The sequence below is a fragment of the Acidimicrobiales bacterium genome (genome assembly GCA_041394185.1).
In the GTDB taxonomy this organism is placed as follows: domain Bacteria; phylum Actinomycetota; class Acidimicrobiia; order Acidimicrobiales; family Poriferisodalaceae; genus JAAETH01.
Window position 1 is genome coordinate 196,691 of the sequence record JAWKIQ010000004.1, and the last position, 15,030, is coordinate 211,720.

Genomic DNA, 15,030 nt, shown 5'->3' on the forward strand with positions numbered 1-15,030 from the left:
GCTAGATCGTCAGCGGCTATTCGAGGACCTGCTCGCCTGTGCCGAATGGGAATGGTTGGCCGTTGCCGTCGAACATGACGTAGCCGGTGAGGTCGTCGACGACGATCACGCTTCGTATCGGATCGGGGTTGAATCGGTCGCCGAGCGAGCCGTGAAAAACGGATTCTCCGAAGTTGAATACGCCGCCGTCGCCTCCGATCATCAGGTAGCCGCTGGGTGAGGCAACCATGCCTACGACCGGACTGGCCAGGGTTACGCCTGGTAGAACCTCGGGCACCGATCCGTAGTAGGCCGCATCGCCGAAGTTGAACATGCCTCCGTCGGCGGCGACCATGCGGTATCCGCTCCCGGAGTCTGTGACGGTGATCGCCGAAATCGGGGCGTCCAGGGTTACGCCCGGCAGCACCTCGGGCACCGATCCACGAAAGGTCGCATCGCCGAACGCAAACAGCCCGCCGTCTGCGCCGACCATGTAGTAGCCATTCCCCGAGGTCGTCGCAACTGTGTCGACGACTTCGCCAGCAAGGTCGAACTCGTCGAGATCACCAAAGTGGGCCGCCGCACCGCAGGCGAATACCCGACCGATGTTGGTGAATATCCAGTAGCCGTCCTCGGCAGGAGTTGGACTCAGGGACGTGGCTCGTTCGCCGCTACGTAGAGCGACACCCGCCGGGGATCCGTCCTTTTGAGCAACGCAGCTTGGGTAGGAGGTCGCATCCGACCGGGTCTCGACAGTGCCGTTCGCAAGAAGCAAGACATAGCCCTCGCCGACTTCGGCTGCATCTACGACCCCGCGCTCGAGGGGCTCGTCCAGCGCGGCTACGAGAAGTGGCCCGCCCCACCAAGAGCGGCTGTAGCGCCCAGATGGGTCCTCGCCCGCGTAAACGACAGTCGACCCGTCTGCAGACATGACGTACCCCGCCCGGGCCCCACCGCGCTGCACGCCGAGCTCTGGCATCGACACTCGACGGAAGATGTCGAGGCTGCGGTGCCAGACCATGACGTCGGAGTTGACGTCTGTGTCGTTGTGCACCAAAGGGTCCGGGTGCGCAAACAAGACCTTCTCGCCATCGTCGCTGACGAAGACGTCTGTCGCTGTATCCGGGAACCGATCCAGGAACAGGACTGTGGTCGAAGTCTCGACGTCGGTGAGGTGTCCGTCCCAGACGACGAACCTTCCCTGTCCCGAGATGGCGGTGTACATGTTGCGGAACGGCATGTCGACCGTTCCGATGTCAACACGTTCGCCGGTTTGCCAGTCGTGGCGCACGACCTTCTTCGTGGTTCCGTGGAGCTCGACGAACACTGTGTACCGACCAGTCCTGCTGGTCATCATCCTGCCGCCGATCACGGTTCCAGGGAAGGGCAGCGTCGTTGCGAGCAGCCCGGTGTCCATGTCCAGACGCCCGAGGCTGACGACGTTGGGCTCTTGGCCGGCAGAGACCGAGAGCAGCCCGATGTAGCGGCCGTCGGCGCTGATCGAGTAGGCCTGTGGTGAAGTCTCCTCCGAAAGGCTGCTGACTGTCCGCCGCAGCCCGGTCTGTCGATCCAGGCGTTCGAACCTGATCGGGGAGCCATCGGCGGGCACAACCGAAACGAGGATGTACCGACCGTCATCGGAAAGATCGTAGGGCCGGGCGACGTCGCTGCCGAACGCGGGTTGCAGTGCGACCACTTCGCCAGTGGATCGGTCGGTGAGCATCGGTGCGCTGCGCCCCCAGCGAGTCGCCTCATCTGCCCACAAGACGTACCGCCCATCGCTACTGATCGCAGTCGGTCCGCGGTCGACGGCCAACCGAGCGCCACCAGTCGGGTCGTCCATCGGAAGCAGTGCCGGGTTGGCGTCGACTCGACGAACTCCAGCAATAGTCGCTATCGCTAGCAAAGCGATTGCTACCAACCAGCGCACACCTGGCATCGACATCGACTCCCACCTTCTGTTCTTCCACGCCTTGGCGCCACACAAAGTACCCGCATCGGCGCGGCGTCACTGGTGAGCCGTCCCTCTCCCGAGAGCTGCGCTATTCGTCGATGGCTTGATACACGACCGAGCGGAAAGTGCGGTCGGGTAGTTCGGGACCGGTCATGTATTGGGCCATGAACAGTCCGACCAGGTCTTCGGTGGGATCGACCCAGTAGTACGTCTTCGCGGCTCCGGCCCAGCCGAACTCGCCTGTCGAGCCCGGTCCCTGGCTGGCGCCGACGTCCACCATCACGCGTGAACCGAGGCCAAAGCCGAGGCCCGGCGAGGGCATACCCATGATCTCGAACGGCAGAAGGTGGGCAGGCACCCGATTGGTGTGCATCAGCTCGAGCGTCTTGCGCCCGACTACGCGCACTCCGTCGAGGACTCCACCGTTGGCCAGCATCTGGGCAAAGCGGTAGTAGTCGTCGATCGTCGAGAACAGGCCGAGCCCGCCGCGCACGAACGTTTCGGGGGTCGAGGTGGGATAGGTCTCGTCGACGTCGATGCGCTCGTTGAAGCCGGCGAGGGCAGCCTCGACCAGGTTGCCGGCGTGGTAGCCGTTGCCGACGAGGTCGGGCAGGCCATACATGGCCGACAGCCTGTGTGCTTTGTCGTCGGGAACGCCGAATTCGGTGTCTGACATGCCGAGGGGTTGGAAGATCCGCTGGGCCAGGAAGTCGCCGAGCGGCTGGTCGGCTATCACCTCGATCAGGCGGGCGGCCACATCGATGCCCACCGAGTAGTGCCAGCGCTCACCCGGCTGGAAGGCCAAAGGCAGGGACGCGATGGTCTCGATCAGCTCGTCGAGAGGGCGCGAGGCATCGTTCATGACGCGGGCCTCGCGGTAGAGCTCGGCCACCGGATTGTCGAGCATGAAGTCGTAGGTGAGTCCGCTGGTGTGACCCAGCGCATCGCCGATGCTGAACGGCCGCACCGCATCGACCATCGAACCGTCGGCCTCCATGACCTTCTGCGCCGCAAACGACGGCAGGAATGCTGCGACGGGCTGCTCGAGCTGGAAGCGACCCTCCTCGTGCAACAGCATCAGCGCTGTCGACACGATGGGCTTGGTCATCGAGTAGATCCGAAAGATGGTGTCGTCGGCCATCGGCACACCCGCCTCGGCGTCCTGGTGACCGTGCAGGCTGCGGTGTACCACCTGGCCCCGCCGGGCGACGATGGTGCTGATTCCGCGAACCACCCCACGGTCGACGTATTCCTGCATGGCGGGGCCGATGCGTTCGAGCCGTTCGCCAGACACGCCCACAGCAGCCGGGTCTTGTGTAATCGAGATGGCGCTCATGGTGTGACACTAGTGCGCATGGGCCTAGAGCTCGCGTGGCGGGTCAGGTTGGTCTGCCCATCGCCGTCGCGTTGAGGCCCAGGTGATCGGTCCCAGCCACAACGGGCAGCACATGGTTTTGCGAGTCGTAGGTCAGGACCTTGACCAGCGGGGGTATGAAGCGGATCGATAGCCCACAGCGGGGCAACGCCGACCGGTTCGGGTCGGAGTGATGCAGCACCCGCTCATTGAACAAGATGAACTGTCCGGGCTCGAGTTCGATGTCGATCGCGGCGTCAACATCGACAGCCGCCGGATCGGCCATCTCGAGAAACGCCATGTCGGGGGTGGCCGGGATGTGGGGGACGAGTTTGCGGTGCGAACCGGGGATGATCTGTAGGCACGCGTTCTCGGTTGTGACCCGGTCGATCGCGAGCCAGGCCGAGATGATGACGGCCGGCTCGAGTGGCCAATAGTTGGCGTCTTGGTGCCAGGGGATCTCCTTGGAACCGGGGCCCTTGTCGAAGAAATGTGCTCTCCACAACAGCAGATCGGGGCCGTAGACGCTTGCCGCCCTTTCGACGATTCTCGGATGGGTAGAGAGGTCGAAGGCAAGGGCGTCGTCGAGGAACCGATTGTGGTGAAGTGGCACGTGCCTGGCGTGAAAGCCGCGCTCGGGATAGGGGTCGGGCGGGCGCTGGAGCAGGGCCGATATCGCCGGCCGCAGAGCTGCGACCTCGTCGGGTTCGAGAGCGGTGAACGGGCCCACCCACCCGTCTGTGTGAAAGCGATCGATTTCGTCTCGGCCCGTTGAACGCACCGGCGACCTCAGTGCTGCAGGCGCGGGTCGTCCAACTCGATCTGCGCGCCCGGGCCCAGATGCTGGGCCGCTTGCATCTCGAAGATGGGAATCAGGTGGGTCGCAGGCATGACGCACTCGGCGCACGCCTGGTCGGGGATGTGCAGCACCAGCCGCACCGTTCGAGCGTCGAGGTACGAGCCAGTCAGGTCGGCGCCGTCGGACCGAAGCCCGGCTGCGAGGTCTTCGATCAGCGCGTCCAGCGCGCCGTCGGGGTCGGTCTGTTTGTTGCCTGGCTGAATGGCGCCTTGGTCGGCATCGCTGGGCCATGGCACGCCGTCGACCAGCAGCGCCTCGACGTATGGGGCGGCCTGGCGAGCCCTGCTTCGCAGCTGGTCAAGGGTCAGGCTGGTGATCGGGTGATCGACCTGCACGAACCGGTAGCCGGGCATCGATTGCAGCTCGGCCAAGGCGTTGCACGTCGCTACGAACGGCTTGGTGACGATGGCTGCGGCGGGCACGCCGAGCTTTTCGAAGATGATCGAGTCGAGCACACTGCCCGACGAGCACGAACCTCAGTCGCCGATGGCCGAGATGATGGCCATTGCCTGCTCGGCGAACGGCCTGGCGGTTTCCATACTGCCCAGATACCCGGGGCCGGGGCTCAGCTTGATCACCTCGGCGATGTCGTATCGGTGCCGCAGCTCTTCGACCACCATCTCCATCAGCTCCATGCCGTGGGTCTTGGTGTTGTGAACCAAGCCGATGACCGCTCCGTCGAGCGTGGCCAGGCGAGGGGCGGGGTCTACCAGCGCGGTCGATGCCGGTGGGCGGGGGTCGTGGATGAGAACCGTCATGGCAACACGATCTCCTTGGTGACAGGGGCAACGATACGGGCGCGGCTCCACGATGGGAAAAAGGCCGAGTGGCCGCCGGCCGAACCCCCGCCGGCGAACAGCGAGATGTCGTCGGGTCCCCAGCCCCGGTGGATCATCCGCTGGTCGTCACCTGGGCCGATGGTCTGGCTGCCAGAAGGGCGCCAGTTGGGCGAACTCCAATCGGGGTCGGAGCCGGCAGCTTCGATCTTGCCCATGGCCTTCAGGTCGGCGAGCGACCGACAGGCGTGTTCGTACAGGAACTCTTGCACCCGCGTGCGGTCCCAGCCGGCCGCACCGATCTTGTGGGCGTGTTCGGGAGCAAAGACGACGATCGAGTAGCCAGGTGAGAAGCTGCCGCCGGCCGCCATCGTGTCGGCGAAGCAGCGCAACAAGATCTCGGGGTCTGCAGCGCCGTGATTGACGATGTTGTGGCCCGCCTCGGCCGGGAACACGGTGACGGTAGACGCCGACGGGTCGAAGCCGAGGGTGGTGTGAAACGGTTCCCAGGGGCTGGCGGCCTCGTCCTCTCCGAAACACATCGCGTACTTGCCAGGGTTGCCCTGGGTCGACTTGTCGAGCACTCCGGGAATTGCCGAAAGACAGTTGCGAAGCACCAGCCGGACGGTGCGCCCGATGGTGGCGTTGGCCCGGAAACCCGGCCCGAACAGGTTCTCGCGATAGTGCACGCCGATCTGATCTCGAATGGGGCCGTTGACCACAATCAGCATCGCCGCCCCACCGGTGCTGGTGGTCGGAAGGTGCAGGCGAAACCTCGGCTCTGACATGGCCTGCAACACAGCCCCGATCACGGGGAAGTAGTCGGGGGTTGCGCCGGCCATCACGGCGTTCACGGCTGCCAGGTGGGCGCTGACGGAGATATTGCGAGACGACTCGTGCAGCAGTACGTCCTCGGCCGCCCAGACCCCGCCGGCCAGCATGGCGCTAACCAGCTCGTCGGTGGGCGGCACGACTGGCAACCCGTCGGTGAGGCCCAGTTCGTAGAGCCGTTCGATCGCCTGCCACGGGTCGTCCACCTCGATGAGGGGACGCCTCTGACTGCCTGGACGGACGAGGTCCTCGGGCAGCATCGGATTCGCCTGTGGCCTAGAGCGAGTCGGCCAGCTTGATCGACACACCCCACAACATCGCGCCGAGCATGATCAACAGCCCAGCCAGCACACCCAACCAGTTGTTGGTGTCGGTGCCGGTTCGGGCCAGTTCGTCACCAGAGTTTGTGTCGCCGCCGGCGCTGACGTCGCCGCCAGAAGTCGTCGAGGTGACCTCACCCGTGGTCGACGTCGAAGCCTCTGTGGTGCTGGTTGTCTCCTGCGCGGCTTGGGTGGTTGTCGTGGTGGTCGAGTCGGCGATGGTTGTCGTGGTTGTGGTGGCGACGGTGGTGGTCGTCGTGTCGGCGATGGTGGTGGCGGGGACCGACGTCTCGGACCCGGTGCTGCCGGGGCCGCAGTCGAATGCCAGGTCGAAACCGCCGCTGAACACGCCGTCGGATCCCATCACCAGGGCGACCGTGACGGTTTCGCCGAGGGTCAACGTGGCGCTTCCGATTGTGTCGGCTCCGGATTCGCCCTCGACGTCGGCCAGTACCGCCGATGCCCCACCGCTGCGGATGACGAGGTCGTTGTTGGGGTGGACCGATTCCTGGTTGTGGGCGTCGACCCCGATCTGGCATGTGGCTCCGACGAGGTCGGCGTCTACATCGAGTTGGGCCAGCACGGTCTCAGCGCCGGGCTCGGACCGAACGACGGTGTCGATCGGCACGGTAAGCGACTCGGCAGCTCCAGCGACTGCTGCGAACCACCCAACCGTCAGACCCAGAGTCAACGCCACGGCCGAAGCGCGGCTGGCGAACCTCTTTCGAGAAACGGATGAAACGCTGCGAGAAGGCACTGTTGCGCCCATCATGATCGCTCCTGCGAGCTCTGGGGATTTCGCCCACCTGGTCAAACCGACAGGGCCGAACGCTAGTCGCGATCGGGTCAAAACGCTCGGCGGCCTGCCGAAAGGCCTCGGTGTCTGGGGTTTGTCAGCTGAACCGCTTGGTTTCGGCGAGCCTGACCGACACGCCCCACAACACGGCGCCGAGGGTGATGAGCGATCCGGCCAGCACTCCGAGCCAGTTGTTGGTGTCGGTGCCGGTTCGGGCCAGCTCGCCACCCGGGTTCGTCTGGCCCTCGCCGCTGACGTCGCCGGCGGCTGTCGTCGAGGTGACCTCGGTGGTGGTCGTGGTATCGGCGGCGGTTGTGGTGGTGGTGTCAGCCGGCTCGGTTGTGGTGGTGGTCTCGGCACCCGTGGTGGAGGTCGTCTCGGCTGCGGTGGTGGACACGGGGACCGACGTCTCGGATCCGGTGCCGCCTGGACCGCAGTCGAACGTCAGGTCGAATCCGCCGCTGAACACACCGTCGGACCCCATGATCAGCGAAACGCTCAGGGACTCGCCGAGGACGAGTTGGGCGCTGGTACCGGTGTCGGCGCCTGATTGGCCTTCGACGTTGGCCAGCAGCGCGGAGGACTCGCCGCTGCGAACCACGAGGTCGTTGCCCGGGTGTACAGACTCTTGATTGTGCGCGTCGATCGTGACGTCACACTTCGCGCCGACCAGTGAGGCATCGATCGGCATCGATGCCAGCACGGTTTCGACGCCGGGCTCGGTGCGAACGACCGTGTTGATTGGCACGGTCAGGCCCTCCTCGGCACCTGCAGCCCCCGCTGCCAGACCCACGGTCAATCCGAGGATGACAACGACAACAGAAGCGCGGCTCAACGGGCGCGTCCGGTTGCGGCAGGAACGGGTGCGCAAGAGATTGTTTGCGCCCAGCATGATCGGCTCCAAGAGCTCTAGGGACTCAGTCCACCTTGTTACAACTGAACACTAGCCGTTGGCGACGATCTACTGCAGCAGCAGACGAATCTGCCGGGTGCCTCTAGCCAAGCCCGGCCTCGATTTCGGCTCGGGCGGCTTCTTCTTGGGCGTACTTGGCCTCGGCTCGTTCGGCGATAGTCGCCGCGTTAGACAAGGGAATAACTGCCACGCCATCGGCGTCGGCCACCACGATGTCGCCTGGCTGCACGACCACCCCGCCTATGGCAACGGATACGCATGTAACGAATGGGCCGTCCTTGTACGGGCCGGCCGGGCTCTGGGCCCGGGCGAACACAGGCATGTCGTATTGCGCCAGGCCGTCCGCGTCGCGCACGGCACCGTCGATCACGAAACCCTCGGCTCCGGCGACCTTGGCCCTGCCGCCGATGAGTTCGCCGATGAGCGCCCGGTTCTCGTCGCCGCCACCGTTGACGACTATGACGTCGCCGGGCTGAACCGACTCGAGCGACCGGTGTATACCGAGGTTGTCGCCCGGGCGGGTCCAGATGGTGAACGCGCTGCCTGCCAACCTGGCGCCGGGCCAGACCGGCTTGATCGCCCTGTCGGCGGCTCCCAGTCGATCCATCACGTCGACGATGTTCGCCGTGGGGAGCTTGCGGAACCGTTCGATGAGCTCGGCGTCGGCGCGCGGAAACGTCGGCTCGCTGGTTCGGCCACCCGGTCCGATCTCGTGTGTTTGGTCGGTCACCGATGCCTCCTGGGTCCGTCAGCCGATGGCGTGGGTGGTGTGGCTGATGATCGCATCGAATATCAGCGGCCACAGCGGCTGTGGAAGGTCGTGGCCCATGTCGCTGAGCATCAGCAGGTTGGCACCCGGGATCAGTTCGGCGGTGCGCTCGCCGCCCTTGGGAAGAATCAACGCGTCGTCCTGGCCGTGGATGACCAGTGTGGGAGTGGTCAAGGCCTTCAGGCCCTCGGCGCGGTGGCCCGACGCACGAATGGCCGCCATCTGCCTTGTCAGACCCTCGGGGTAGAACATGCGGTCGTACGACTCGGCGATCTGTGTGGCGTAGGTTTGCTCGTCGAAGTAGCGCTTGCTGCCAGAGATGCGGCGCGACGCGATTCCTTGGGCGATGAAAGCGTCTCGGTCTTCGGGCCTGGGTTGCAAGAGCGCAGCACTGGCCTCGGGTGTCGACTCGAAATAGCCCGGCTCGCCCGTGGTCGACATGATCGAGGTCATCGTCAACACGCGATCGGGGTGGTCGATCGCCATCTGTTGAACGATCATCCCGCCCATCGACGATCCGGCGATGTGGGCCGCGTCGATACCCAGATGGTCGAGCAGGCCGATTCCATCGGCGGCCATCGTCGCCAGGGTGTATGGCACCGACGGCATCTCGCTGCCGCTGTGCGCTGCGGCGGTGACCGCGCGGACGTCGACCTCGACCCCGTCCAAGTGCGTAGACAGTCCGACGTCGCGGTTGTCGAAGCTGACGACATAGCGGCCTCGCTCGGCCAGGGCCTCACGAAAGCCGGGAAACCACCCGTTGATCTGGGACGAGAAGCCGTTCACCAACAACAGGGCTGGGTCGCTGGGGTCTCCGTGGGTCTCGTAGTAGAGCTCGATTCCGTTCGATGGTGCTATCGGCATTCGCACAGGGTCGTCGGTGGGCTCGTCGATCACCAAATCACCGGTTGCTGGGCTATAGCACTGTGGGACTTGTGTGCTCCCACGAGCACTGTGACCCAGGCGAGGGCCTACGCTGGCGTTGTGGCTCGAAAGACCGTCCTGTTCGCACTGGTCGCGGCGCTCGCCGTGGTCGGTACGAGCTGCGGTGACGGCGACGAGCGACCGTCGGATGCGGCGTGGCAGTCAGACTGGGCGACCGTGAGCGCCCTGGTGCCCACCGAGCAGGCGTTGATAGATGGCGGGCGCGAGCTGTGCGACGTGGTTCTCGCCGACCTGCACGAACAAACACCAGCGCTGTTGCCCACGCCCAGCGAACTGCTGGACGACCCTGTGCGGCAATGGATCGAACACGCCGAGGCCATCGCGTTCGAGTGCCCCATCGACAACACCGAGGCGCGCACGAGCCGCTATCACGAGCTGTCGATACTCTCGGCCGAGATCTCAGCCGGTCTAGCCGCCGACGCCGAGGTCTAGAACAGTAACGGTTCCAGTCGAACCGTCGACCTCTATCAACGCTCCGTCGGGTATGCGTCGTGTCGCGTTGGTGACCGAGACTGCGCACGGGATGCCCAGCTCGCGAGACACGATCACTGCGTGGCTCATGACCGCGCCGACGTCTACCACCACACCCTCGGCGGCAACGAACAGAGGCGTCCAAGACGGGTCGGTCAAGGGCGCGACCAGAATCTCGCCCGGGGGCCAAACCGCGCGGGTCGCCGGGATCTGTCACGACGCGGGCCCGACCTCGGGCCACGCCCAGACAGCCGGGCAGGCCGGTGATCGACTCGCCCACCTCGACCGGAGGCAACACGTTGGTGCGCAGCTCCCAGTCGCTCAGCGGAGGCTGCGAAAGGCTGAAGAAGAACGGGGGAATGCGTTCCTTCAACCTGGCGTGTGTGGCGCGCCGCTCGTCGATGGTCTGGCGAAACGACGCCGGGTTGGCCACGTAGGCGTCGAGTTCGTCGTTGACGAGGAACCACATGTCGCCCTTGGCTCCGCCGGCGCGCTCGGCCAGCCGACGGTCCAGTTCCATGGCCCGCAGCCGCACGCCGTGTATGGCCCTGACCACGGTCGTCTTCGTGCGCTCGCGGCTTTGTGAATAGAGCTGGGCCACCCTCAGTGCCTTGGCGAAGAATCCCCTCGAGATCCGGCCGAGCCGTTGCAGCGTCTCGGCCTCCAGGGCCGCGCGCTCGGCGCCCAGGCGCTGCAGCTGAGCCGTGGGGTCATGGCTGTCGTCGGTGCCGCGCATCCGGTCGACGAGGGTCAGCGCCAGACCTGGGTCGGTTTCCCACGTGTCGAAAGCGGTGTCCCACTCGTTTGGGCCCCGAGAACCAAACCGGTCGAGGAACGACCGGAACTCGCGCAAGAACTCGGCCGCGGCGGGCTGGGCCTCGAGACGCGACAGCAAGCCGGGTACGCCCGCATCGAAGGCGGCGCTGACCTCGGGCGAGGAGTTGGCAATGCGGCTCAGCTTCCACATCCCGACCGATGGCGCAGCACTGTCGACATCGCCCAGCCCGGCCAGCAAACGCACCGCCAGCCCGGGATCGTCGAAGTTGCGTTCGCACAGATTCGACAGCACGGCGATGGCTATGCCGGCGCCGAAGCTGACCTTCAGGTGGCGCTCGAACAGCTCCTCGAAGAACGCCATGAACTCGTCGCTGGTGGACTCGCGCAGTTGCTGGTCGGTGCCGTCGACGGGAGGCAGCCCCGCGACGTACTCGTCGACGCGGCGCTGATCTCGGGCCAGCTCGGGCAGCTCCTTGGTGCGGATCAGCTTCAGCACATAACGAACGCCGGCCAGCGAAGCGCGCCAGTTCTTCTCGCCGGGAATAGGGGTGTGGGGTGGCGGGTCGCCGACGCCCAGGAAGCTCATGTCGGCGTCTTCGGCCTTGCCGCCGGGCATGCGGGCCGAGGCGGTGCGCTGGATGCTGAGATTCAGGTACGCGTAGCCACCGAACACGCCGCTGCCCACAGCGGTGGTGATGGGCAGGCTGGCCAGCTCTTCTTCGCGGATCAGGCCGCTGTGCAGGATGGCGGCTCGCATCGCACGTTCGCCGGCCTCGGCGGCGATCGAGAAGCTCAGCGGTGTGAAGACCTCGGGATACACCTCGCCGGCGTTGCCGCGGGTGTACACGGGAAACAGGGTGCTGGTGTCGTGCCCGACCCACACGTCGTTGGGATCGGTGCTGCCACCGATTGGCTTCCAGATTCCCGTTGTCTTGTTCCCCATGTGGCGAGGTTAGGCGACGTCGTCAACTGCCACGGTTGTGTCATGCTGCGCGCGTGATCAATCGGCTGGCCGCTGCAGCGGCCTGTGCAGCGCTAATCGGCGTCCTCGGTGGGTGCGGACGTGTGGGCCTCGGCAGCGCCGGAGGCGACAACTCTGGTTGGGGCTGGGACGTGATGCTCGACGACTCGGTTCCGGTCGACGCGTTCCTCGACGACGAGGGCGCTCCCATAGCCGAAGGCGCCGCGGTCACCGTCGCCCGCCCCGTCGACGACTTCGCCCCCGTGTCCACCGATGGTCCCACCGGCAACATCGTCGGCATCGGCGAGGTAGACGGATGGGAGGTGGGCGAGTGGAGCCAACAGCCCCCGGGCGAGGCGGTGTGGCACTGCGTTGGGGTGAACGACCCCAACGGTGGCGGCGACGCGTCTTGCGGCCAGAACGGCAAGTCGAGCGAGCTGCGGTTCGGTCTGCTGGTGCGAACCTTCTGCCAGAGCGGCGACGATCCCAGGTGGGCGGTGCTGACGCTCGAGTCGGGGCTGGCCGGCTTGATGGTGACCACCACCGACGGCCGCCAACACATCGGAACCGACCCCGAGGGTCTGGGCCTGATCGGCATCGCGGGCACCGGCGAACTCGACTCCGGCGCCTTCCAGACGATCGGCGGGGCGGCCTATGCGGTCGACGTGGCCGGCTCCTGCGTAACCGGACCGGGCTGAAGGTCGCGCCTAGCTGAGGCCTTCGGCGGTCTTGGGCAGGGTCGCCCACTGATCGGCGTCGTGGCCGTACAGCAGCGTGCAGCCGTGGTCATCGCGCAGCGACTTCAGATGGCGCATCGACTCGAGCTGCTGGTCGGCGCTGTATCCGAACGGCGGCAGGGTCATGTCGTCCAGGGCCTGCTTCCAATAGACACAGTCGCCGGTCAGCACCACCGGTCCGCTTGCGAGGTTGACCCGTAGTGACTGATGGCCCGCGGTGTGCCCCGGGGTGGGTATGCACCACACCGAGCCGTCGCCGAACACATCGTGGCTGCCCTCGATCTGCAGGACGTCGTGGCCCAGCTCGAAGTCGTCTGGGTTATAGACGTCGTGTTCGATCAGCTTGGGGATGTGAGCCGCTTTCCACTCGGCGGCTTGGACCACGACCCTGGCGTTGGGTATCAGGCCGGTGCCGCCACAGTGGTCGAAGTGCAGGTGGCTGAAGACCATCATGTCGATCGACGCCGGGTCGATGTCGACACCTTCGAGCCTGGCGGCAACGTCCTCGCCGGCATTGAAGTGCACGTCGAACACGTCGTTCATGGAACGCATGCGAGAGGTGTCGGTCTGCAGTTCCTTGTGCAAGCCGGTGTCGAACACCAGCGACCGGCCCGACGGATGCACCACCAGCCAGCTCGGTATCGGCAGGCGGGCCTTGCCGGTTTCGCCTGAGACCAGGCCGCCCCGGTCGCTCGAGAGCTGACCACATTCCAGTGGTACGAGTCGCAGTGTGTCCATGAACCAATTTCGCGCTAGACCCCTCTCGTGAACAAGAATCTCGCCCCATTGATCACCTGGCTGCCGTCGCGGTCACAGGTCGACCTGAACGGCGCATGGCGCTCGATCATCGACGTCTACGACGTCGGCATCACCGGCCCGTTCGGGCGCGACGACGGCGAAACGGCGGGCAACCCCAACTGGGGGTTTGCCTACGACAGGGGCCGCAACTCGCCCGGGCGATCCGAGTACGACTTCGACACCTCGCCCGAGATCGAAGTGCCGGGCGACTGGAACACCCAGCACGAGCGGTTCCACTTCTACGAGGGGTCGATGTGGTTTCGCCGTCATTTCGACACCCCGGACGTGGCCACAGGCCGGCGTTTGTTCGTGCATTTCGGAGCGGTCAACCACCAGGCCGTCGTGTTCTTGAACGGCAAGCGCCTGGCCCAGCACGAGGGCGGGTTCGGGCCGTTCTGTGTCGAGGTGACCGACGCTTTGGCGCCGGCCGGTGCCAACAACGCCCTGATCGTGCGGGTGAACAACCGGCGTGAGCCTCACGGAATCCCCACCACCCGCACCGACTGGTTCAACTATGGCGGCCTGACGCGCGACGTGACACTGGTCGATGTGCCCTCGACGTTCGTGCGCGACGCCGTGGTGCAGCTGGTGCCCGACGACCCGACCCTCATCGAGGCGACCGTGTGGCTCGATGGCGACGACGCCTCACAAGATGTCGAGATACTCGTCGATGGCGTGACCATCGGGTCGGTGCGCACCGATGCCGATGGTCACGGTTCGGCCCGGTTCGCCGTGCCCGAGGGGCTGGTGTTGTGGACTCCGGCCGATCCGGTGCTGTACGACGTCGCCGTTCGATCGGCCACCGACGAGGTGCGCGACCGCATCGGCTTTCGCACCATCACTACCAGCGGGTCGACGATCTTGCTGAACGGTCAGCCGGTGTTCTTGGCCGGCATCGCGCTCCACGACGAAGCGATCGGTTCTAACACCCATCGCGTCCAGAACCGTCAGCAGGCGCTGGAGCTGCTGGGGCACGCGAAGGATCTGGGCTCGGTGTTCGTACGCCTGGCGCATTACCAACACAACGAACACACGGTGCGGGCCTGCGACGAGTTGGGCCTGCTGGCCTGGTGCGAGTTGCCCGTCTATTGGGGCATCGACTGGGACAACGAGTCGACGCTGGCCAACGGCAAGGACCAGTTGACCGAGCTGATCGTTCGCGACCGCAACCGGGCCGCCGTGGTGTTGTGGTCGGTGGCCAACGAGACTCGACCGGTCGAAAACCGCAACCGGTTCCTTCGGTCGTTGATAGCCCATGCGCGCACGCTCGACCCGACCCGCCTGATCTCGGCGGCACTGTTCGCCCGCCCGGTCGATGGTGACATGATGAGCGTGTTCAAGGGCGAGGTGACCTCGGACTGGATCATCGACGATCCGCTTGGCGAAGACCTCGACGTGCTCGGGGTCAATCAGTACCTGGGCTGGTACTACGGCAGCGTCGAGTCGATGGCGTCGATCGAGTGGACGACGCCGTTCGACAAGCCGCTGATCATCACCGAGTTCGGTGGGGGAGCCCGGCGCGGTTTGCGCGGCGAGGTCGACGAGTCGTGGACCGAGGACATGCAAGCCGAGATCTACCGCCACCAGTTCGAGATGCTCGGCCGTATCCCGTTCCTAGCTGGAACGTCACCGTGGATCCTCAAGGACTTCCGGGCACCGTTCCGGCTGTTGCCCCAGGTGCAAGACGGCTACAACCGCAAGGGCCTGATCGACCACGAGGGCAACCGCAAACTGGCCTTCGACGTGGTCGCCGAATGGAACAGAGACAGGTCAGGTTCGACCTGAGAGCC

Annotated in this window: 14 protein-coding genes; 2 read left to right on the forward strand and 12 right to left on the reverse strand. The window is 65.5% G+C overall.

Going from position 1 to position 15,030, the window contains the following annotated elements; all coding sequences use genetic code 11:
• Window positions 1-16: 16 nt before the first annotated feature.
• The 11 genes from R2770_18870 to R2770_18920 form a co-directional block, all read right to left on the reverse strand.
• Window positions 17-1,675, reverse strand: a complete 1,659-nt coding sequence (locus R2770_18870; protein MEZ5282526.1) for a hypothetical protein — start codon at window positions 1,673-1,675, stop codon at window positions 17-19.
• A gap of 346 nt (window positions 1,676-2,021) precedes the next feature.
• Window positions 2,022-3,269, reverse strand: a complete 1,248-nt coding sequence (locus tag R2770_18875; protein ID MEZ5282527.1) for a serine hydrolase domain-containing protein — start codon at window positions 3,267-3,269, stop codon at window positions 2,022-2,024.
• A gap of 43 nt (window positions 3,270-3,312) precedes the next feature.
• Window positions 3,313-4,068 (reverse strand): phytanoyl-CoA dioxygenase family protein, encoded by a 756-nt coding sequence (locus tag R2770_18880; GenBank protein MEZ5282528.1) that lies wholly within the window; start codon window positions 4,066-4,068, stop codon window positions 3,313-3,315.
• A gap of 8 nt (window positions 4,069-4,076) precedes the next feature.
• Window positions 4,077-4,601 carry a hypothetical protein gene (locus R2770_18885; GenBank protein ID MEZ5282529.1) on the reverse strand — a complete coding sequence of 175 codons (525 nt, stop codon included), beginning with the start codon at window positions 4,599-4,601 and terminating at the stop codon, window positions 4,077-4,079.
• A gap of 21 nt (window positions 4,602-4,622) precedes the next feature.
• Window positions 4,623-4,904 (reverse strand): hypothetical protein, encoded by a 282-nt coding sequence (locus tag R2770_18890; protein MEZ5282530.1) that lies wholly within the window; start codon window positions 4,902-4,904, stop codon window positions 4,623-4,625.
• On the reverse strand, window positions 4,901-5,959 hold the full coding sequence (locus tag R2770_18895) for a hypothetical protein (protein MEZ5282531.1): 1,059 nt from the start codon (window positions 5,957-5,959) through the stop codon (window positions 4,901-4,903). The genes R2770_18890 and R2770_18895 overlap by 4 nt, the downstream gene beginning before the upstream one ends.
• 70 nt (window positions 5,960-6,029) lie before the next feature.
• Window positions 6,030-6,845 carry an LPXTG cell wall anchor domain-containing protein gene (locus tag R2770_18900; protein MEZ5282532.1) on the reverse strand — a complete coding sequence of 272 codons (816 nt, stop codon included), beginning with the start codon at window positions 6,843-6,845 and terminating at the stop codon, window positions 6,030-6,032.
• 121 nt (window positions 6,846-6,966) lie between these two features.
• Window positions 6,967-7,662 carry a hypothetical protein gene (locus R2770_18905; GenBank protein ID MEZ5282533.1) on the reverse strand — a complete coding sequence of 232 codons (696 nt, stop codon included), beginning with the start codon at window positions 7,660-7,662 and terminating at the stop codon, window positions 6,967-6,969.
• Between the two features lie 202 nt (window positions 7,663-7,864).
• Window positions 7,865-8,512: a hypothetical protein gene (locus tag R2770_18910; protein ID MEZ5282534.1), complete on the reverse strand. Its 648-nt coding sequence runs from the start codon at window positions 8,510-8,512 to the stop codon at window positions 7,865-7,867.
• An 18-nt stretch (window positions 8,513-8,530) separates the two neighbouring features.
• Window positions 8,531-9,415, reverse strand: coding sequence for an alpha/beta hydrolase (locus R2770_18915; GenBank protein MEZ5282535.1), 885 nt, complete (start codon window positions 9,413-9,415; stop codon window positions 8,531-8,533).
• Window positions 9,416-9,467: 52 nt separating this feature from the next.
• The gene (locus R2770_18920) at window positions 9,468-11,687 is read right to left on the reverse strand and encodes a hypothetical protein (GenBank protein ID MEZ5282536.1); all 2,220 of its coding nucleotides are present in this window, start codon (window positions 11,685-11,687) and stop codon (window positions 9,468-9,470) included.
• Window positions 11,688-11,740: 53 nt separating this feature from the next.
• On the opposite strand from R2770_18920, the gene R2770_18925 reads away from it, so the two are divergent.
• Window positions 11,741-12,403, forward strand: coding sequence for a hypothetical protein (locus R2770_18925; GenBank protein ID MEZ5282537.1), 663 nt, complete (start codon window positions 11,741-11,743; stop codon window positions 12,401-12,403).
• A gap of 9 nt (window positions 12,404-12,412) precedes the next feature.
• Here the strand turns inward: R2770_18925 and R2770_18930 are convergent, their stop codons facing one another.
• A complete protein-coding gene (locus R2770_18930; protein ID MEZ5282538.1) occupies window positions 12,413-13,180 on the reverse strand; it encodes an N-acyl homoserine lactonase family protein in 768 nt (255 codons plus the stop codon).
• Between the two features lie 27 nt (window positions 13,181-13,207).
• Here R2770_18930 and R2770_18935 point away from each other — a divergent pair, with 27 nt between their 5' ends.
• Window positions 13,208-15,025 (forward strand): glycoside hydrolase family 2 TIM barrel-domain containing protein, encoded by a 1,818-nt coding sequence (locus tag R2770_18935; GenBank protein ID MEZ5282539.1) that lies wholly within the window; start codon window positions 13,208-13,210, stop codon window positions 15,023-15,025.
• Window positions 15,026-15,030: the final 5 nt, after the last annotated feature.